A 21,507-nucleotide genomic window follows, 5' to 3' on the forward strand; every position below is an offset into this window, starting at 1 on the left:
TTTACACGCTCAGTTCACGCAACAGCAGGAAAGCCTGTTTGGTGTGTTCCTCGCTGGCGATAAACGCCCGCAGCTGATTCTGGTCGTCCCGGCCTTTCGCCATCATGCCCTGACCGTTGAACGTGATGTCCCAGCTCAGGTCGGTGCGTGTGGTTTCACCGGCAAAGAACAGGGGTAAATCCGGCGTTTTGACCTTCACCAGCATGGCGGGAAGATTCAGCGTTTCTGCGCCGCCCATCAGGTTTTTCGCCAGCGTCATTGCGCCAATCTGCGCCGGTTGGAGGAAAGGCAGAATTCGCCCTTCAATTTCTGCGCAGTCGCCGAGCGCGTAAATGGCCGGATCCGACGTTTGTAACTGACCGTTGACCACGATGCCGCGCTGCGTGTGCAAACCGGCGTCTGCGGCGAGGGCGGTTTCCGGTTTCAGGCCGATGGCCGCGATCACGGCGTCAGCACGTATTATCAGGCCATTTTTCAGCGAAACATTCAGGCCATCAGCCGTTTTAGCCACCGATTCCAGTTCGTTATTTAACGCCAGCTGAATGCCCATCTGGCTGAATTTATGCTGTAACCGGCTGCTGATTTCCGCAGGCATCACCGAAGCCAGCAGGCTGTGGGAACGATCAACCACCGTCACCTGTTTTCCGGCGCGGTGTAAATCCATCGCCAGTTCGCTGCCAATCAGGCAGCCGCCCAGTACCACAATCTGTTTCGCCGACTGCAACGCGTCCTGATTCTGCCGGTACTCATTCTGGCTGTTAAACGTGAAAATCCATTCGCTGCCCGGCAACGCAGGCAATATCGCCTGCGCGCCGGTCGCCAGCACCAGTTTCTCATAATCAAAAAACCGGTCGCCGCACACCACGCGTCTATTCCTGCGATCGATAGCCGTGACCCGCGTGTTTGAAACCACCGTGAGATTATTTTCCGCGGCAAACTGCGCCGCACTCTGGCGCGTCAGGTCATCCGCGCCTTGTTTTTGCGTGAAAACATGGCTCAGATCCGGTTTGTTGTAATCGTCTGCGCTGTCTGCGGCGATCAGCGTGACCGGTACCTGTTTATCGGCGCGGCGGATGTTTTTTATCAGCTGGCGCGCGGCAAATCCGGCGCCAATAATCACAATGTTGTGTTCCATCTGGCCTCCTTTCACAGCGGATCAAAGACGGATTTACCCAGCGCACAGCCCGGGCAAAGGAAGGATTCCGGTACGTCAGACCACGCGGTTCCCGGCGCGACATCCTGCAACGGCTCACCCAGCTGCGGGTCATAAACCCACTGGCACACGGTACAAATCATTGAAACACCGGCGTCGGCTTTCGGCTCAGCATTGCATCCGCAGGCAGATTCAACGGGCTGCACCGGCACGCTGGTTTCTTTGAGCGGATGCAAAGCCCATTCGCGGGCGATTTTGCGGCCATGTTCACGGCATTCTTCCAGCGCTTTGCCGTCCGGGCGCCATTTAGCTTTCAGTGACAACGCGATATCAAAACCGGCATCCATCAGCCGGGTCTGAATGCGGTCAACCGCGCCGCCGGTCCAGCCAAAGCTGCCAAACGCGGAGGCTTTTTTGTTGCGAAAACGCAGACCGGCCAGCTCTTCCAGCATGCCTGCCACTTTCGGCATCATCACGTTATTCATGGTGGATGAACCGACCAGCACGCCTTTGGAGCGGAAGATTTGCGTCAGGATCTCGTTCTTATCGTGGCGGGAAATATTGTAGATTTTCACCGCAACGGTCGGGTCTGTGTCGTGAATGCCCTGTGCAATGGCGTCGGCCATCATGCGGGTGTTTGAGGACATGGTGTCGTAGAAAATAGTGATGCGGTCTTCCTGATAATCCGCCGCCCATTCAAGGTATTTCGCCACAATTTGCGTCGGATTGTCGCGCCATACCACGCCGTGCGAGGTGGCAATCATGTCTAGCGGCAAATTAAAGCCGAGGATCTCGTTAATTTTTGGCGTCACCAGACGGCTGAATGGCGTCAGAATATTGGCGTAATAACGGGCGCACTGCTCGTAGAGCTCTGTCTGATCGACCTCATCGTTAAACAAATGCTCGTCGCAATAGTGCTGGCCAAAGGCATCATTGCTGAACAAAACGGCGTCTTCCGTCATATACGTCATCATGCTGTCCGGCCAGTGCAGCATTGGCGTCTCCACAAAAATCAGCGTTTTGCCGTTACCGATATCCAGCGAGTCGCCGGTTTTCACAGTGTGGAAATTCCATTCAGGGTGATGATGATGGCCGTTGATGGAATCAATCGCGTTGGTGGTGCAGTAAATCGGCGTGTCGGGAATGCGGGACATCAGTTCGGTCAGCGCACCGGCGTGGTCCTCTTCGGCATGGTTGATAATGATGTAATCGATCGCCGCAAGGTCGATTTCTTTCTCGAGATTGGCAACAAACTCACGGCTGAATTTATGATCGACGGTGTCAATCAGGACGGTTTTACCTTCACGGATCAGATAACTGTTATAGCTGCTGCCCTGATGGGTTTTATATTCGGTGCCGTGAAAATCGCGAACTTCCCAGTCACGTTGCCCAACCCAACTGATGTTATTTTTAACCTGAATAGCCATGATAGTTTCCTGAAAAAGTAATGGATGGTCTTCTTCAGAGAGCAATGACCGTGCCAGTATTTATCATACTGATTTTAAAGATTTAAATAATCTTATGAGTCATTTTGACAATGCGCTATTATTGTCAAAATGACTTTAACTGTGTCGGAATGACATTATGAGCTTATCCATTCAGTCCCTGGCGGGCATTGCCATTGAGTTACAAAACGGTTTGTCCGGTGAGAATCGCTTTCAGCATCTGATTGCCAGCGTGCGCCAACTCCTCAAATGTGATGCGTCAGCGCTGTTGCGTTATGAAGAACAGCAGTTCAGGCCGCTGGCGATCGATGGTTTATCGCCGGATGTGCTCGGACGGCGTTTCGCGCTGGCCTCACATCCGCGTCTCGAGGCCATTGCCCGCGCGGGGAATGTGGTGCGTTTTCCGGCGGACAGCCATCTGCCTGATCCGTACGACGGGCTCATCCCCGGTCATGACGATCTGAAAGTTCACGCCTGCATCGGTTTACCGTTGTTTGCCGATCAGGCGCTGATTGGCGCGCTGACGTTTGACAGCCTGAATCCGCAACAATTTGATGCGTTCAGCGATGAGGAGTTGTGGCTCATCGGCGCGCTGGCGTCTTCCGCCCTCAATAATGCGCTGCTGGTGGATGCCCTTGAAAAGCAGGCGTTACCGGCGATGGCCGCGCCGAATGCGCGCAAACAAAACGTCCGCCGTCCGGAGGAGGAAATGATCGGGCTTTCCGACGCCATGCAGCAATTACGGCATGAAATCAGCGTGGTGGCCGGTTCGGATCTCAACGTGCTGATCACCGGTGAAACCGGCGTGGGTAAAGAGCTGGTGGCCAATGCCGTGCATCATCTTTCACCGCGAGCGGGAAAACCGCTGGTGTATCTCAACTGCGCGGCGCTGCCGGAAAGTGTGGCGGAAAGTGAACTGTTCGGTCATGTGAAAGGGGCGTTTACCGGCGCCATCCATAACCGCACGGGCAAATTTGAGATGGCGGATAACGGCACGCTGTTTCTCGATGAAATCGGCGAGTTATCGCTGGTGCTTCAGGCCAAGTTACTGCGCGTGATTCAGTACGGTGACCTGCAACGGGTCGGCGATGACAGCACCAAACGCGTGAATGTCAGGATCCTGGCCGCGACGAACTGCGACCTGAAAAAAGCGGTGGTGGACGGGACTTTCCGCGTCGATCTGTTCCACCGCCTGAGCGTGTTTCCGCTTTTCGTGCCGCCGCTGCGCGAACGAAAGGGTGACATCGTTCTGCTGGCCGGTTTTTTTGTCGAACACATCAAAAACAAGCTGGGGATTTCGCAGCTCAGGCTGCCTGCTGACACACTTTCGATGCTGGTCAGCTATGGCTGGCCCGGCAATGTACGTGAGATGAAACACGCAATTGAACGTGCGGCAGTGCTGGCGCGGGCGTCGCAAATTCAGGGCGATGTCACGTTACATCGTGCGCTGTTTAACTTTTCTGAGGCCGGAAATCCGGAAGTCATGGCCGCGCCCGAAAACGAAGCCCCGGAGGTAACTTCACTCAATCTGCAACAGGCCACGCAGGATTTTCAGCGGCAACAAATTACCAAAATCTTGCAGGCACATCAGATGAACTGGTCTGCAACGGCGAGAGCGCTGGAAATGGACGGCGGAAATCTTCACCGGCTGGCGAAGCGGTTAGGAATGAAGGCGTAATATCAGAGGGGATTAAGGCGTGGGGCTGGCGAATAATGAGTCAAAATAGTTTGAGGCGCGAAAATAATAAATGCTACGGAAGCGAGAACTGTTGAAACGCGTTCGCTTCTGTAGCATTTTAGGTATAACTTCTTTTAAAAATTTCCCTGGTGTTGGCTAATGTTGCTACCTGACTCTACCGGTCAGGTTTTTTTTTGCTAATTAATTATTATGCGGTGATTATACGGGGGGAGACGCAACCCGATAGTTGTACTAAGGTGTAATCGTGCACTGTACTTTGTGACAGAAAGACCACGAAAATCAAAAGGGAAGCCGCGTCAGCCAGGGGGGAAGAGGAATGCATTCGCGTGTTAGAAATGATGAAAAAATTATCGATACGTTACGTGATTATCTCGAAAGGAAATTACTTCCTTACGGCAATCTGAAATACACCTATCTGGTGATCAATAAAAGAAATCCGGTCGACATCTTTGTCGTCACCAGCTATCCGGATGAATGGGCCGATATCTATAAATCGCATAATTACCAGCATATCGACCCGGTGGTTCTGACCGCGCTTAAACGTGTTTCGCCGTTCGCGTGGGATGAAAATCTTACCGTGCTTTCTGATTTAAAATCATCCAAAATTTTCTCGTTGTCGAAGAAATATAATATCGCGAACGGTTTCACTTTCGTGCTTCATGACCACATGAATAATCTGGGCATGCTGTCACTGATTATGGAAGCGGGCGCGGATAAAGGGCCGGAAAATAGGGTCGCGCAGGATATGGATAAGCTGCAATGCCTGCTGATCAAAACCCACGAGAAGATGCTGATGCTTAACCAGAGCGCGGCGCGTTCATCGCAGATTTCGCCATCGCTGGTGTCGGGCGGGAAACCGATTTTCTCACCGAGAGAAAACGAAGTGCTGCACTGGGCGAGCATGGGGAAAACCTACGATGAGATTTCGCAGATCATCAACATCACGACGCGAACCGTGAAATATCACATGGCTAACGTGGTGAAAAAGCTGGGGGTTATTAACGCCAAGCAGGCAATCCGGCTTGGCGTTGAACTGGAACTCATCAAACCTGTACTGGTGTCACAGGCAAAGACATAGGCCATTCACATAACGCTTCCAGCGAGGCTTCGGACTGATCGCTGATACGTCGGGCAAGGATGCCCTGGTTATGCAAATCAATCGGCAAACGGAGCAGGTAAATAGGCTCATTTTCGCTGACAAAACCTTCTTTGATCACTTCAATTTCCCAGCCGGAACGTTTCGCAATCGTCAGCATCGCCCGGCTGACAATGGTGTATATTCCGGTGTGTCCGTGATGGCGCGCATAATTAATCATCGAAAGAAACAGAACATGGCTGATCGGGAAACGGCTGCCGAGTAATTCTTTTGCGCGGTTCTTATCCACGAAAAATCGGCTCGATTCGATATAATCACCCTCGGGTAATTTCACGTCATCAAATAGCCGGTTAAAAGTATGGGTGATCATATTCGGCAGACGTAAATCAACGAAGCGCACGCTGCACACCAGCTGGTTGTCGTAAATACCCAGCATGTAGCGCGTATCAGCATTATCAAATTCATCAAATTCCATGTCATTGCTGCACTGAACGGCCCAGTCCAGGCGGTCTTTAAACGTTTTTTTCCTCAGTTTGTAGAGATCATCCGAACGTTTGCCTGTCAGGTCGTTGTAACTCACATCGAAAATTTCCAGCATTTTTTTTCCTGATTTTGAATACGGTCGAAGGGTTATATTTGGCATCTGAATTGATTATTACAATATACAATCGGCAAATAAATCACCGTCTGTAGGGGGAATTTATTTATGAGGGGAGTTTGTGATGTAAAACAAAAAAAAGCCATGCCGCTAAGACATGGCCAGATGCCGATATTTATGCGCTTTCAGTGATAAACAGGTAACAGATTTACGCTGGAAAAAATATGTACGACCGCATTGAGCACACCAAACAGTAATACCAGCATAATCATTTTATTTCCGCCCCATACGCGATACAGCGGGCTGCCAAAGCGCTGACGCGATGCGCGAGCCATCAGTGCCGGAACGATGACTGCCCAGACGGTCGCCGCCAGACCTGCAAAACCGATCGCATAGATAAAGCCATCCGGATAAATCACGCCGCCAACGATGGGCGGGATGAACGTCACGAGTGCGGTTTTAAAGCGTCCGGTTCGGCTGTCATCAAACCCGAACAGATCCGCCAGATAGTCGAACAGGCCGAGCGTCACGCCGAGGAATGAACAGGCGACGGCAAAGTTGGAGAAGACCGTCAGCAGCAGATCTAGTCCTTCGCTGTTGAGGATCTGGCTCAGTGACTGTACCAGCACGTCGATGTTGCCGCCACGGGCCGCAATGCCGATGAACTCCGGGCGCGGTATGTTCCCCATCGTCCCCAGCATCCAGATGATGTAAAGCCCGAGCGCCATCAGCGTGCCCAGCAGTAGGCATTTTTTTATGATCTGCGGATTTTTGCCGTAATACTTCATCAGGCTCGGCACGTTGCCGTGATAACCAAATGATGCGAGGCAGAATGGCAGCGTCGCCAGCACGTAAGGCATATAACTTGGATTAATTTCGACGCTGTTGAGTAAATTCACCGGCTTGATGTGCCACAACAGGCTGCCGAACGTCAGGAAGAACGCGATGATTTTAGCGCCCAGCACAATTGCCGTCATGCGGCTGACCGCGCGGGTACTCAGCCAGACAATAAACGCCACGGCAAGCGCCGTTATCAGCCCGCCGAGACGCGGGGAGAAGTTCACCGACATTTCGCGCATCGTATGCTGGAGCACGGAACCGCTGGCTGAGATATAGGCATACGTCAGAATATACAGCACGAAGGCGATGGTCAGGCCGTTAAGCCGGTTCCAGTTTTTGCCCAGCAGATCGCCGGTCACCGTGTTGAAACTCGATCCTACCGGATAATTCAGGTTGGCTTCGAGGATCATCAGGCCGGAATGCAGCATGCAGAACCAGGTAAAAATCAGTGCCGCGACAGACCAGAAAAACCAGGCACCGGACATCACCACCGGCAGGGAAAACATCCCGGCACCAATAATGGTTCCTCCGATAATCATTGCGCCACCCAGCACCGAGCGTTGTGGGGTGGTCACGGAAAGCGTCGCCATAGTGCGGTTCCTCGCGTGGCTTTTATCACGATTCGTTCAAGAATTGCTGTAAAAGAATTGATAGGGGAATTGACCAAAAATCGCAGTTTTATCCTGCCTTGTTAGCCTTACGCGCCGCAATATAGTGCATCTTGTGCCGGATGTACACTGTTGAACTAGTTTGCTGGTACAAAACAGCGCATTGGCGAAGATGCCGGGCAGGGCGTGAATTGAGATGTTTCTAAAATATGAAAATGTTGATTTTTTAGGTTAAAACGCTAACCCCTATATCTGGTGCAGATCACATTTTTCATTATTATTACTTATCAAAAAAGGGAGTAAAAACCTGTGCTTAAATACAGTGTTGACACACTGCTCATAACGAGTAAATTAGAAGTCAGCCCCGCAGAGAAATGAAGTGAAGATTTTATTTCCCGGTGCATTTAACAAGTTGATAAACTTGTCAGTAATGAGATGCGATAAAGGCCACGAAGTATTTTTGTTTGGGTGATTCAATATCAGGCGATATTTGAATGTCTGTGAGATGATGCTTTAAGGCCACGCGGTAAATCTGTGCAATCGCATTATGTGGACGAAAACGCGATGATGTAACGCCTTGTAATTAAGAGTAATGTTCGCGATTTGGGTACGTAAGTCTGAAATCGAGAATATCGCGAAGAGAGTAAGGCCACGCATCAAAGAGTCTATATCGCGAGGGTGATGTACTCATTTATCCTGACATGAAAAACCAGGCTGAATGAAATGAACAGGATAGCGATGTTATTCCATATTATTATAGGAGGATAGCGTTAACCGGTTTCAAAAATATATCCTGTGAAACGATGTACATCTGTAGAAGTAAGTATCTGTAATTAAGTTGATGAATGTTAAATACTAATTTGATAGTACTTTAAAGGCCCCGGCAATAACTTGCTGGGGCTTTTTCATTCAGGGCACTGTAATATCTCGGATTATTCGTAACACTGGCCTGTCGCCTTATTTCACATTACCGAACTTACCGCTGATAGTGCCTTCCAGAACGGATTCCGCATCCAGATACACCAGAAAACACACCAGCGTCGTCTCTTTTGTGGCCGTTGCAGGCGTCAGTGCGCTGGTTTCGTCGCTGATTGCGTCACCTTTACCCAGCGTGTGACCGCCAATCGTAATTTCGCCGTCCATCACGTATAGCCACTGCGCAAATCCAGGATGCGTGGGGATTTCAATCGTCGTGTCAGTGTCCAGACGGATATCGTAAACGTAAATGGCCTGGCGGATTTCCAGCGGAGACTCAATGCCTTCCGGTGCGCCAATTAGCGTCCATGCGTTTTGTTTCGGGCCGTCCCGACGTTCCATAAACTGCACGCGGGCTTCAAGATTCGCTTTGCGCGGGCGGATAAAAATTTGCAGCATCTCAGCCGAAACCAGAGGCGTGGATTCTTCATGCCAGAAACTTTCCCCGGCATTCATCATCATCAGTTTTTTCGGTGAAAGTGGAACGCGGTTGCCGGCAGAATCTTCGTGAACCATCGAACCGCGCCACATATAACTGAGGATTTCGTCGTTATTGTGCTCATGCATTTTCACCAGCGTCCCCTGTTCGAGATTCGCGTGGTCAATAACACTCAGCGGGCCGAAAGCATCGTCACCGCGCTCAGGCAGGATCTGCCCCGGACGCATACGCCGGATCCGGAAAGGGCCGTATTCGAAAGTCGTTTTGGGTTCAGCACGTAATACGTTAAACATGTTTTCTCCGGCAGCTTATTTTAGTCTCAGGCCAGTCTATCAAGGAGGCGAAGAGGGTGTGATCTTTTTGTTAAGAATGCGGATCTTCCTTACGCCGGGCTTACTTCTCAAAGAATATCCTCAGGAAAGCCGAAGGCGTGGCGCTCGCCCGTGCCGTTGAAAATATAGTTGGGCGAGGAAATCAGTCTTTTTTCCGCGCTGGCCTGCGTGAACCATTTTCTTTTCCGGCGTCGCTAAATCAAACCGGTAATATGTTTCTGCTTTTTAAGCATAACCGACGCGGGTAAAAACGACAGGCTTGCACGAAAAAAGGCCGCATTTCTGCGGCCTTAAAGGGGAAATATTTAAACGTTAGCTCAGTTCCAGTAAGGCATTCAGTTCGGCGATTTGCTGTTGCCACTGGCGTTGTAATTCCGGTTTCTGATGTCTGGGCTTTCGCGCCAGATCTTCTTCCAGTTTACTTTCCAGCTCCAGCAGCGTCGCCAGCCAGTGCTCCTCTTCGGTTTCGGGAACCGCAGATGTAGCCACCTGTGGTTTTTCCGCAGCCAGGGTATTCGCCACCGGAATATCGGCGAGGATCGCGCAGACCGGCGCGAGACTGTGCCATTCCTCCAGCCGTTGCTGATGAATAAGCCAGAAGCGGTTGCAGCTTTGCGCAATCAGCGTCCGGTCATGAGAAACCAGCAATACCGCGCCGCTGAAGTTTTTCAGCGTTTCTGCCAGCTCCTCTTTACCTTCCATGTCCAGATGGTTGGTCGGCTCATCGAGCAGCAACAGCGAGTAATTCGCCAGCATCAGACCGGTAAACAGCAACCGCGAACGCTCGCCGCCGCTCAGGGTGCTGACTTTTTGCTGATGGCGGAGATACGGAAAACCAGCACCGATCAGCGCCATTTTCCGCTGTTCTTCGGTCAGCGGCGCAAAATGTGCCAGCGCATCCGACAGCGAATCCTCATCCTGTAGTTGCCGCAGGCTCTGATCGTAATAGCCCGTACGCACTTTGGGATGGAACATCACGCCCTCAGCGGTGGTTTCCGGCTGACTGTAAGCCTGCCACAGATGGTGCAGCAGCGATGATTTTCCGCAGCCGTTGCGGCCTGCCAGCGCGATACGGTCGCCGCTTTTCACCCGCAGTTCGCCAAGTTCAAACAAGACCGGCGCATCCGCGGCGGGCCGGATCTGTAAGGCAGAAAGCGCCAGTACGCGATCCGCCGGTAAGGCTTCTCCGCTCAGCCGCAACTGCCACTGATTGCCCGCGGTGACATCGGTTTGTTCTTCCTTCATCCGGTCAACCTGTTTTTCCATTTTTTTGGCCTTGCGCGCCAGACCTTCGTTGTCGTAAATACTGCCCCAGACGGCCAGCCGTTTGGCGCTTTTAGTGACACGGTCGATCTCCTTTTGCTCGGCTCTGCGTCGTAATGCGTCCGCCGCATCTTTTTCGGCCAGCGCCTGACGCGCCTGCGTGCAGGGGAGACGGATAAATTGCAGCGTTTTGTCGCGCAGGATCCAGGTGCAGTTGGTTACGCTGTCCAGCAGGCTGAGGTCGTGGGAAACCAGCACAAAGCTGCCGCCCCAGTTTTGCAGGAACTGTTCAAGCCACAGCAACGTGGGCAGATCGAGATGGTTACTCGGTTCATCGAGCAGCAATAAATCTGGTTGCCGGACCAGCGCACGCGCCAGCATAAGCCGCGTATGTTGCCCGCCGCTGAGCGTACCTGCGGCCAGACTCCAGGTTTTTTCCCCAAAGCCCAGCGTGGCGAGCAGCACTTCGGCCTGCCAGCTTTCCGGCTGATGAAGGCTGCCGGGTAAATGGTTTTGCACCGCATCAATCAGCGTCGCATCTTGCAATGCGGCCGGAAGATGTTGTTCTACCGTCGCCATAATGCACTGAGTCGCCAGCGTCAGCTGGCCGGACGTCGCCGCCAGTTCGCCGTTGAGGATTTTCAGGAGGGTACTTTTCCCGCAGCCGTTATGACCGATAAGCCCGATGCGGTCGCCTTTTTTCAGGCCGAAAGAAATTTCCGTCAGCAAAGGGCCGAAGGAATTATCGAAGGATAAGGATTGTGCAGATAATAATGTCATGGTGCTTACTCAAGTTTTACAGGCAAAAAAATGCCTCTCGTCAATAAAGCCGACGATAACCGGTAAGCCGGAGGGAAGTTCTCAGATTGTCAGTTAGCTTCGCTCAAGCAGGTTATCGCAGCACGATACCGGTAACGCCTGAGCAGTGACGATCGCTAAGGACGAGTGAAATTAAAAAAACTTCACGGGTCAGCATGGCAATCCTCCTTATGTATTCGGTTGGTGAATGAATGAACGGATTATATTGGGGATTTCCAAATTGTTCCAGTCCCGGAAACCCCGCAAAGCGTTACGGTGTCACCGCATCATTTTCCAGCTTCTGCCGTTTACGCAGGGCCGGGAACCAGGTCATCCATAATCCCACCACGATCAGCGTACCGACGCCGCCAATCGCCGCAGCGGGCACTGCACCGACCCAGGCAGCCAGTAAACCCGACTCAAACTCGCCAAGCTGATTGGAGGTATTGATGAAAATGGAATTCACGGCGCTGACGCGGCCGCGCATATCGTCCGGCGTGTCCAGCTGAACCAGCGCGCCCCGAATGACCATGCTGATCATGTCGAAACCGCCGAGTGCAAAGAGTGCGAGCATGGAAAGCCACAACGACGTTGAGAAGGCGAAAACTAACGTCGCGACGCCAAAACCGGCCACCGCCGTAAACATAGTCATCCCGACATTGCGTTTCAGTGCACGATGGCTCAGCCAGAATCCGACGATTAACCCGCCGACTGCAGGCGCGCCGCGCAGCAAGCCCAAACCCCACGGGCCGGTGTGCAGAATATCGTGAGCGAAAATTGGCAACAGGGCCGTCGCGCCGCCCAGCAGTACGGCAAACAAATCCAGCGAAATCACGCCCAGAACGTCCGGCCGGTTACGGATAAAACTGATGCCTGCAAACAGGGTTTTGAACGTGGCAGGAACACGGCGAGGAGGTGCCTGTTCATAGCGTAAACGACTGACCATCAGGATCGATAGCAGATACAGCACGGCGCAGACCGAATAAGCCACGCCCGCCCCGGCGACATACAAAAAACCGCCCAATGCCGGGCCAACCATCGCCGCCGCCTGGCCGGAAACGCTGTTTGCCGCCATCGCGCGTGCCAGTAAATGCGGCGGAACCAGGGCCGGAAGCATCGATTGCAACGACGGCGCTTCCATCGCTTTGGCGGTCGAAATAATGAAAATCAGCCCGAGCACAATCACTTCATTAACGTGATGCGTGAGCGATAACCAGGCCAGCGCGCCAATCGCCAGCCATTCGACGATTTGCCCGAGCAAGACGACGCGGCGGCGATCAAACTGGTCGGCAACGTGCCCGGCGACCAGCGCCAGCGCGACAGAGGGGAAAAACTGCACCAGCCCGATCAGCCCGAGATCAAACGCCCGGCCGGTGATGGAATAGATTTGCCAGCTCACCACAATGGAAAGCATCTGAAAACCAAAGCTGGACGCGGCGCGCGCTATCCAGAACGCCACAAATGAACGATGTTGTAACAGTGAATCTGAATCCGCTGAGGAAGCAGGAGGCATGATAAATCCCTGAAAAAAACGTTTATACGCCGCGTCTGAGCCTTATTTTGGAATAAGTTAGCCCGGCAATTATTGTGTGTACAAATTATTAACAACCAACCGACCGGCTAGTTTTACCATAAAAGAGAAACATCACAAAAGGTTCAGCAAATCTTCATATAACGGAGTCTGCCGTCATATTGTGAAGAAGGAATGGAGTTCGCGGGGAGGGGATTACGGTTGTGTTTTAGAATTAAAAACGGCCTCGGGTGAGGCCGTCAGCAAGCACGGAACTGCAAATTTACCAGCGCAGTTTACGGCCGGAATATTCCACAAAGTGATGGCCGCCTTTGCCGCGGAATGCGTCGAACTGATCGGCAATCCCGGTGGCGCTTTCTTCTACGGTCAGCGTGGCATCTTCGCCGCCCATATCCGTTTTCACCCAACCCGGATGGACGGACAACAGCGTCAGTTCCTGTTTCTCAGTCGCTTCCTGCAACCCGCGGGTCAGCATATTCAGCGCGGCTTTACTGGCGGAATACAGCGGATAGGTGGCGACTTCATTCTCATTGAGGCTGGAAAGCTCAGAAGTCATCAGCGCCAGCACGCCGGTGCGGTGGTTGAGCAGCGGAAGGAATTCAGCCGCGGTGCGGACAGGGGAAATGGCATTAGTGAGAAGCAGCTGTAAAATTTCTTCATCGGATGCCTGATGAATGTCCTGATGGTCAGGGCCAAATACGCCCGCATTCACAAAAATCAGATCAAAACGGCTTTCGGAAAGTGCGTCTTTAACCGCTTCCCGCGCTTCGGATTTATTGATGTCCAGTTTGACCCATTCAACCGAAGACGGACTTTTGGCCGGAACGGCAGCCCGCGTTGTCGCCGTGACCTGCCAGCCACGTTTTGCCAGAACGTCCACCACACCTAAACCGATACCGCGTGAAGCGCCGATGATCAATGCTTTTTTAGAGTCAGTCATATTCATCCTTTTATTCAATGCGTAACGTTAATTTATAGTTTTCATTAAACCTGTAAAACCTCATAGCGTGAGTTTCAGTATGGGACAGCCCGCCGCTGGCAACAATGGGCTGGAGTCCGATTTTCCTGACGGGATTTTTTATCGTGAGCTTTCTCGCAAATTTGCGATGAAGCACGGGATAATAATTTTGTAATCGATTACTTTTCCTAAAACACGTTTTGTAATCGATTACTTTTTGTGAGGCGAAAATGATGTCAGCATTAGAAAGCCATGAAAAAAGTCATATACGGCACCGTTTTCTGGTGCCGCGTTTATCACTGATGATGTTTTTACAGTTCTTTATCTGGGGAAGCTTGTCGGTGACGCTGGGGCTGGTGATGGCGCATCACAACATGTCACTGCTGATCGGCGATGCTTTCTCGGCAGGGCCGATCGCGTCAATTTTATCGCCGTTTGTGCTCGGGATGCTGGTCGACCGTTTCTTCCCCTCACAAAAAGTGATGGCGGTAATGCATCTGGCAGGCGCGGTGATCTTGTGGTTTGTGCCTCAGGCGCTGATCGCAGAAAACGGTACGCTGCTCATCACGTTGTTGTTCGGTTACACGCTCTGCTACATGCCGACGCTGGCGCTGACCAACAACATCTCTTTCCACAGCCTGAAAAACATCGATAAAAGTTTCCCGGTGGTGCGCGTTTTCGGCACGATTGGCTGGATTGTGGCAGGGATTTTTATCGGCGTGACCGGCGTCTCGGCGAGCGTCAGTATTTTCTCGATTGCCGCGGTGTGCTCCGTGGTGCTGGCGGCTTACAGCCTGACGTTGCCACATACCCCCGCCCCCGCAAAAGGCCTCCCGTTTGCACTGCGCGATCTGTTTTGTGCTGATGCCTTTGCACTGCTGAAAACCCGTCATTTCTTTGTGTTCTCGCTCTGCGCCATGTTGATCTCTGTGCCGCTCGGGACGTACTACGCGTACACCGCGTCGTATCTGGCGGATACCGGTATAGCGGATGTCAGTACCGCAATGTCCTTCGGCCAGATGTCAGAAATCTTCTTCATGCTGGTGATCCCGCTGCTGTTCCGCCGTCTGGGCGTGAAATACATGCTGCTGATTGGCATGCTCGCCTGGTTTGTCCGTTATGCCTTCTTTGCGCTGGGCGTCAGCGAGGAAGGGCGTTTTCTGCTCTATATCGGAATTTTGCTGCACGGCGTCTGCTACGACTTCTTCTTTGTGGTCGGGTTTATTTACACCGACCGTGTGGCGGGGGAAAAAGTGAAAGGTCAGGCGCAGAGCATGATCGTCATGTTCACCTACGGCATCGGTATGTTGCTGGGGTCGCAGATTTCCGGTGCGCTTTATAACCGTCTGGTCGCCGGGCAAACCGTGCCGCAGGCGTGGGTGACGTTCTGGTGGATCCCGGCGATTTCCGCTGCGGTTATCGCATTAATTTTCCTCTTCTCGTTCAGATATGACGAGAAAGAGCGTGTTGAGTAACTCAGGAGGTGCAATGAAAACCATTAAAGGACCGGGCATTTTTTTGTCGCAGTTCATCGGGGCTGAAGCCCCGTTTAACACTTTAGAAGGCCTGGCGGGATGGGCCGCGGCGCTGGGCTATAAAGCGTTGCAGATCCCGTGCAATCATCCGCACATTTTTGATTTGCCGAAAGCGGCAACCAGTCAGGCGTATTGTGACGAAATTACTGCCACGCTGGCGCGGCACGGGCTGGTGATCAGCGAGCTTTCTACCCATCTCGAAGGACAACTGCTGGCCGTGCATCCGGCGTATGATCTGGCATTTGATAATTTTGCACCGGAAGCGGTGCGCGGAAACCCTTCAGCGCGTCAGGCGTGGGCGACGCAGGCGTTAAAACAGGCGGCGGCAGCTTCTGAAAAACTCGGGCTGACGGCGCACGCGACGTTTTCAGGCTCGCTGGCCTGGCCGTATTTTTATCCGTGGCCGCCGCATAATGCGGTCTTGCTGGAAGAGGCGTTTACCACATTAGCGCAGCGCTGGCTGCCCGTTCTGGACTGTTTTGATCAGCACGGTGTGGATGTATGTTTTGAAATTCATCCGGGCGAAGATTTGCATGACGGCGTGACGTTCGGGCGTTTTCTGGCGCTCGTCAATCACCATCCCCGCTGCAATATTCTCTTCGACCCCAGCCATCTGCGGCTTCAGCATATGGATTATCTGGACTTCATCGACCGCTATCATGACCGTATCAAAGCCTTCCATGTGAAAGACGCGGAATTCGCCGCCAGCGGCCAGAGCGGTGTTTACGGCGGTTATCAGAACTGGGCTGACAGACCGGGGCGTTTTCGCTCGCCCGGCGATGGCGATATTGATTTCAAAAGCATTTTCAGCAAATTGTCGCAATACGATTATTCCGGCTGGGCAGTATTGGAATGGGAGTGCTGCCTGAAAAACGCTGAAACCGGCGCGCGTGAAGGCAGTGAGTTTATCCGTCGTCACATCATTCCGGTTTCAGAACGGGCGTTTGATGATTTTGCTGCTGGCCAGAATGACCGCCAGCAGGCACGCCGGATGCTCGGCCTGGGCGGAGATGTTTTTCATGATTAATGTCGGCATTATCGGCACCGGTTTTATCGGCCCTGCGCACCTCGAAGCGTTACGACGGCTGGGATTTGTCAATGTGGTCGCGTTGTGTGATACGCCTTTTGAGGCCGCGCAGAAAAAAGCCGGACAGCTGAATGTCCCGCATGCGTACAGTGATACCGACGCGTTGCTGGCACATCCCGGCCTGGACGTGGTGCATAACTGCACGCCGAACCATCTGCATGCGGAGATTAACCGCAAGATCCTTCGCGCCGGGAAACACGTCTTCAGCGAAAAACCTTTGTGCATGACGCCGGAGGAGGCGCAGGAGCTGGTGGCAATGGCAGAAAACGCGGGTGTCGTTCACGGCGTGAGTTTTGTCTACCGGCAATTCGCGATGGTTCAGCAGGCCGCGAGCATGGTGCGTCAGGGGCAACTCGGGAAGTTATTTTCGGCGCACGGCAGTTATTTGCAGGACTGGATGTTGCTGGAAACGGACTATAACTGGCGCGTTGATGCGGCTCAGGGCGGCGCTTCGCGGGCCATCGCGGATATCGGTTCGCACTGGTGTGATACGCTTCAGTTTGTCACCGGCAAACGCATCACCGAAGTGATGGCCGATCTCTCTATCGTCTGGCCCACGCGTAAAGCTACCGTGCAGGGCAATTCAACGTTTGCCGCCAAAGAGGCTGATACGCATTATGAAGACCGGCCGGTCACAACCGAAGATATGGGATTTGTACTGCTGCGGTTTGATGACGGCAGTAAAGGCTGTTTCCATGTTTCGCAGGTCAGCGCAGGCCGTAAAAACCGGCTGAGTTTCGAAGTGAACGGCAGCGGGGCGTCAGTGGCCTGGGATCAGGAAATACCGCAGCAACTTTGGGTAGGGCAGCGCGCGCAGCCGAATCAGTTGTTAACGGACGATCCGGGTTTGATGAATGCCGATGTGGTTCACAGCGCGCAATTTCCCGGCGGGCACATTGAAGGCTGGCCGGATGCGTTCAGGAACATGATGTTGCAGTTTTATACTGCCGTCAGGGAAGGGCGTCCACCGGCCAAAGATCACAGCCCGTTTGCCACTTTTTATGAAGGCGCCCGCGTGATGTCCGTTGTCGATGCCATTTTGCAAAGTCACCGGCAGCAGCGTTGGGTAAGGGTTTAAGTCCTTTCTTCACGCCCGGCGCACAGATAACGCCGGGCTTCCATTCATGCCATCTCCGATCTGTGGTAGCCTCTGGCAAAAAAGAGCAGACCGCAGGATGTGTTGTCGTTATGTCGATTCAGAAAATTGCCAAACTGGCCGGTGTCTCGGTGGCAACGGTATCGCGTGTACTCAATAACAGCGATTCCGTCAAAAGCAAAAACCGCGAACGTGTACTGGAAGCGATCAGGGAAAGTAACTACCAGCCCAATTTATTGGCCCGCCAGTTGAGAACGTCCAGAAGCTCAATGATCCTGGTGATGGTCTCGAATATCGCCAATCCGTTTTGTGCTGATGTTGTGAAAGGCATTGAAGAAGAAGCCGAAAAGAACGGCTACCGTATTCTTTTGTGCAATTCCGGCTCCGACATCGAACGCTCTAAATCCAGCCTCGGCCTGCTTTCCGGCAAAATGGTCGACGGCATTATCACCATGGATGCCTTTTCCAAACTCCCCGAACTGACGAGTATGATCGGTCAGACGCCGTGGGTGCAGTGCGCCGAATACGCGGATACGGGGGACGTTTCCTGCGTCGGGATCAGTGACACCGACGCCTCCGAGTTTGCCATCCGGCATCTGATTGCCCGCGGTTGTCGTCGTATTGCACTTATCAACCACGACCTGAGCTACAAATATGCCCGGCTGCGAGAACAGGGGTACAAAACGGTGATGCAGGAACAAGAGCACGGTTATGAAGCCATTGAATATGCCAGCGAGTTGAGTTTTAGCGCGGGAAAAGCGGCGATGGAAAAATTGCTGCAAGCCGCGGAACAACCTGATGGTGTGTTTGCCGTCTCCGACACGCTGGCCGCAGGCGCGATGCGTGCTATCGGGGACACCGGGCTGAAGGTTCCGCAGGATATTGCGGTCATTGGCTTTGATGGCACCGAACTGGCCGAAATGGTTTCTCCGCAGCTCACGACCATCCAACAACCCTCGCGCGATATTGGCCGGCAGGCGGTTTCCTTACTGATTAAAAAAATCGATAACCCCGAATCTCCGGCAGAACGCCTGATGATGGACTGGCATTTTATTGTACGCGCGAGTGCCTGAGTTAAATTGCCCGCAGCGAGGCGGGCATTTCCATTATTTCTCTGTTGCTGACAGCGCTTTGCTCAGGTTTTTGTAGGAAGTGGTTTATCGCAGGCCGGTTTCGCAGCGTGTACAGGCAAAGCGACCAGAGAACACAACACTAACAATCCGCCTGAGAGGTGAGATTTTAAAAGCATACTTATTTCCTTCATTTTTGTAATCGATTACAAAATTTACACTTAAAAAGTAATCGATTACAAAACATAGGTAGGATGATGATCAGGAGTGTGAGGGCGCTCACAAATCAGGTTTCCCAAAGGGCCAGACTTTCACGTTGCCAGCCTTGTTATGAATGCGTACTGTTGTTCTTTCGAAATGGCTGACAAGAGTGAGTGAAAAAATGGCCGTTAAATGGATAATTATATGTTTTGTAGGCATTTTGTTGCTGTCATTGGGTTACAGTTTTGCCAGGGCGTCGCACACTAAAACAGAGCCTGCCAGTCAGAACTGGGCGACGGCGCGTCGTGATTCTGCGGGTATTGCGCCGGATCCGGTCAGACTACGCAGTACTGCAATTATCCAGATATATGCCGCGCCGACCTATGGCTGGCGCGGGCTGGTGGCGGTACATCCGTGGATTATTTTTAAACGTGAAGGCGAAACGGCGTATACACGTTATGACGTCATTAGCTGGGGCAGCACGGACGTTGTTCGCCGCAATTATGCCCTCCCTGACGGTTACTGGTTTGGGTCAAAGCCCAAATTACTGGTCGATCATCGCGGGGCTCAGGCAGAAGCGATGATCCCCAATATTGTCGCGGCGATTAAACGTTATCCGTATCCGCATACCTATCACGCGTGGCCGGGACCCAACAGCAACACATTTATGGCACACATTGGCCGCGAAGTGCCGGATCTCCAACTTGATATGCCGTCTAACGCCATTGGCAAAGATTATCGCGGCATCACAAACCCGATTGGTTTGCCACCTTCCGGGCGTGGCGTGCAGGTTTCAGTGCTGGGGCTTTTGGGCGTCACGCTTGGCGTTGAAGAAGGTGTTGAAGTGAATGTGTTAGGGCTGAATCTGGGAATTGATTTCAAAAATCCGGCGCTGCGTTTGCCGTTTGTAGGGCGCGTTGGTTTTGATAATCCGCAAAATGCCGGGCTTTAGCGTTTATTGCCCGGATCTACTTCAGAATTAAAAAATGGCCGGTATCTCTCCGGCCAGACAAAATGATCAGAACGATGAATGCTTGTAAGAACGGTATTCTGGCTTCCAAAATTCAGTATCAAGACGATTTTGCAGTGTCTCTTGCGATATTTCCGGCGCCACACCTTCCTGCTGCGCCACACGGGCGACTTCGGCGGCAATCACTTTCGACACGTGCTGAATATCGGCAATAGCCGGTAACAGCGAACCTTTACCGGTGGTTGCCAGCGGAGATAAGCTCGCCAGCGCCTGACTGGCGGCCAGCAACATTCCATCAGTAACGCGACGCGCTTTGGCGGCCAGGATCCCTAAACCTAAACCGGGAAAGATATACGCATTGTTACATTGCGGGATCGGGTAGGTGCGGTCCTGATAATGCACAGGGGCAAACGGGCTGCCGGTGGCCATCAGCGCGGCGCCTTCTGTCCACGCAATCACATCCTGCGGGCGGGCTTCAGCGCGCGATGTCGGATTCGACAGCGGCATGATGATCGGATGGTGACAATTGTGGTGCATTTCACGGATGATTTCTTCTGTGAATAGCCCCGGTTGCCCGGAAACGCCAATCAGTATTGTCGGTTTGGAGTTGTGCACAACATCCTGTAAAGAGATATTTTGTGCATCGACTTTCCAGTGGGCAATGTTGGCTTTGCGCGTGACCAGCTTGCGCTGGAAACCGAGCACGTTCGGCATGTCATCCGTCAGCAGGCCAAAGCGATCCACCATAAAGACCTGGCTGCGCGCTTCATCTTCCGTAGCGCCTTCGGCAATCATCTGCGCAACAATTTTTTCTGCGATACCGCAGCCGGCAGAACCCGCGCCAAGGAAAGTGACGCGCTGGTCGCGCAGTTGCGTTCCGGCGGCATGGCTGGCGGCAATCAGGCAGCCCAGCGTGACAGCGGCGGTGCCCTGAATATCATCATTGAAGCAGCAAAGCTCTTCGCGATAACGCTCCAGCAAGGGCATCGCGTTGGTTTGCGCGAAATCCTCGAACTGAAGTAATACGTCCGGCCAGCGTGTTTTTACCGCCTGAATGAACATATCCATGAATTCATTGTATTCACCGTCAGTAATGCGCGGGTGGCGCCAGCCCATATACAGCGGATCATCGAGGCGCTGCGCATTATTGGTGCCGACGTCGAGCATGATCGGCAACGTATTGGCCGGGTTGATCCCGCCGCAGGAGGTATATAACGACAGTTTACCGATAGGAATACCCATCCCGCCGATGCCCTGATCGCCCAGCCCCAGAATGCGTTCGCCGTCGGTGACGACGATCACCCGGATGTCATTCTTGGAGAAGTTTTGCAGCATTTCATCAATGTGGTCGCGGTCTGGGTAGGAGATAAACAACCCTCTCGCCCGGCGGTAGATATCAGAGAAATGCTCGCAGGCTTCGCCAACGGTCGGGGTGTAAATGATCGGTAGCATTTCTTCCAGATGAGAATTCACCAGGTTATAGAAGAGTGTTTCGTTGGTGTCCTGGATATTGCGCAGATAGACGTGTTTGGAGATATCACGTTTGAATTCAGAGAATTGAGTGTATGCACGGTCGGTCTGTTCGCTGATGGTTTCAACCTGATTTGGCAGCAATCCATTCAGATTAAGCGCGAGACGTTCTTCGCGGCTGAAGGCCGACCCTTTGTTCAGCAGCGGATTTTCGAGTAACAGCGAACCGGTGTAATGCGTGTAGAGTGGGCGTTTTTTTAACATCATTAAGCCTTAGAGCCTATCCCAATAGGATTTTATTCCAGATAATGATGCCGCAGGTAAAATGCAGCATCGCCTCATA

16 protein-coding genes are annotated in these 21,507 nt (G+C 52.7%); 7 read left to right on the plus strand and 9 right to left on the minus strand.

The window, feature by feature from the left end:
• Position 1: 1 nt before the first annotated feature.
• Entirely contained in the window at positions 2-1,135 is a 1,134-nt protein-coding gene (gene norW / locus J8X26_RS09790) for an NADH:flavorubredoxin reductase NorW (protein WP_208950788.1), read from the minus strand.
• An 11-nt stretch (positions 1,136-1,146) separates the two neighbouring features.
• Complete coding sequence (gene norV / locus J8X26_RS09795; RefSeq protein ID WP_208950789.1) at positions 1,147-2,580, minus strand: anaerobic nitric oxide reductase flavorubredoxin; 1,434 nt, start codon at positions 2,578-2,580, stop codon at positions 1,147-1,149.
• A 157-nt stretch (positions 2,581-2,737) separates the two neighbouring features.
• Here norV and norR point away from each other — a divergent pair, with 157 nt between their 5' ends.
• Both norR and J8X26_RS09805 read left to right on the plus strand, forming a co-directional pair.
• Positions 2,738-4,276, plus strand: a complete 1,539-nt coding sequence (norR, locus tag J8X26_RS09800; RefSeq protein ID WP_208950790.1) for a nitric oxide reductase transcriptional regulator NorR — start codon at positions 2,738-2,740, stop codon at positions 4,274-4,276.
• Between the two features lie 337 nt (positions 4,277-4,613).
• Entirely contained in the window at positions 4,614-5,375 is a 762-nt protein-coding gene (locus J8X26_RS09805; RefSeq protein ID WP_152323863.1) for a LuxR family transcriptional regulator, read from the plus strand.
• Here the strand turns inward: J8X26_RS09805 and eagI are convergent.
• From eagI to J8X26_RS09835, 6 genes are all read right to left on the minus strand, one after another.
• A complete protein-coding gene (gene eagI / locus J8X26_RS09810) occupies positions 5,341-5,991 on the minus strand; it encodes an acyl-homoserine-lactone synthase EagI (protein WP_152323864.1) in 651 nt (216 codons plus the stop codon). The genes J8X26_RS09805 and eagI overlap by 35 nt on opposite strands.
• Positions 5,992-6,176: 185 nt before the next feature.
• A complete protein-coding gene (gene mtr, locus J8X26_RS09815; RefSeq protein ID WP_208950791.1) occupies positions 6,177-7,421 on the minus strand; it encodes a tryptophan permease in 1,245 nt (414 codons plus the stop codon).
• Positions 7,422-8,396: 975 nt separating this feature from the next.
• Positions 8,397-9,146, minus strand: coding sequence for a pirin family protein (locus J8X26_RS09820; RefSeq protein ID WP_152323866.1), 750 nt, complete (start codon positions 9,144-9,146; stop codon positions 8,397-8,399).
• Positions 9,147-9,497: 351 nt separating this feature from the next.
• On the minus strand, positions 9,498-11,228 hold the full coding sequence (locus tag J8X26_RS09825; protein WP_208950792.1) for an ABC-F family ATP-binding cassette domain-containing protein: 1,731 nt from the start codon (positions 11,226-11,228) through the stop codon (positions 9,498-9,500).
• A gap of 289 nt (positions 11,229-11,517) precedes the next feature.
• The gene (locus J8X26_RS09830) at positions 11,518-12,759 is read right to left on the minus strand and encodes an MFS transporter (RefSeq protein ID WP_208950793.1); all 1,242 of its coding nucleotides are present in this window, start codon (positions 12,757-12,759) and stop codon (positions 11,518-11,520) included.
• A 280-nt stretch (positions 12,760-13,039) separates the two neighbouring features.
• Complete coding sequence (locus J8X26_RS09835) at positions 13,040-13,717, minus strand: SDR family oxidoreductase (RefSeq protein WP_165060330.1); 678 nt, start codon at positions 13,715-13,717, stop codon at positions 13,040-13,042.
• A gap of 248 nt (positions 13,718-13,965) precedes the next feature.
• Between J8X26_RS09835 and J8X26_RS09840 the strand changes: the two genes are divergently transcribed.
• From J8X26_RS09840 to J8X26_RS09860, 5 genes are all read left to right on the plus strand, one after another.
• Positions 13,966-15,210, plus strand: a complete 1,245-nt coding sequence (locus tag J8X26_RS09840; protein WP_374101276.1) for an MFS transporter — start codon at positions 13,966-13,968, stop codon at positions 15,208-15,210.
• A gap of 13 nt (positions 15,211-15,223) precedes the next feature.
• The gene (locus J8X26_RS09845; RefSeq protein WP_208950794.1) at positions 15,224-16,297 is read left to right on the plus strand and encodes a sugar phosphate isomerase/epimerase; all 1,074 of its coding nucleotides are present in this window, start codon (positions 15,224-15,226) and stop codon (positions 16,295-16,297) included.
• A complete protein-coding gene (locus J8X26_RS09850) occupies positions 16,290-17,435 on the plus strand; it encodes a Gfo/Idh/MocA family protein (protein ID WP_152323872.1) in 1,146 nt (381 codons plus the stop codon). The genes J8X26_RS09845 and J8X26_RS09850 overlap by 8 nt, the downstream gene beginning before the upstream one ends.
• Before the next feature lie 110 nt (positions 17,436-17,545).
• Positions 17,546-18,526 carry a LacI family DNA-binding transcriptional regulator gene (locus tag J8X26_RS09855; RefSeq protein ID WP_208950795.1) on the plus strand — a complete coding sequence of 327 codons (981 nt, stop codon included), beginning with the start codon at positions 17,546-17,548 and terminating at the stop codon, positions 18,524-18,526.
• 379 nt (positions 18,527-18,905) lie between these two features.
• On the plus strand, positions 18,906-19,676 hold the full coding sequence (locus tag J8X26_RS09860) for a DUF3750 domain-containing protein (protein WP_208950796.1): 771 nt from the start codon (positions 18,906-18,908) through the stop codon (positions 19,674-19,676).
• Positions 19,677-19,742: 66 nt separating this feature from the next.
• Here the strand turns inward: J8X26_RS09860 and J8X26_RS09865 are convergent, their stop codons facing one another.
• Positions 19,743-21,428 (minus strand): NAD-dependent malic enzyme, encoded by a 1,686-nt coding sequence (locus tag J8X26_RS09865; RefSeq protein ID WP_371819785.1) that lies wholly within the window; start codon positions 21,426-21,428, stop codon positions 19,743-19,745.
• Positions 21,429-21,507 lie beyond the last annotated feature (79 nt).

It is taken from the genome of Rahnella sp. ChDrAdgB13, from assembly GCF_017655185.1.
In the GTDB taxonomy this organism is placed as follows: Bacteria; Pseudomonadota; Gammaproteobacteria; order Enterobacterales; family Enterobacteriaceae; genus Rahnella; species Rahnella contaminans.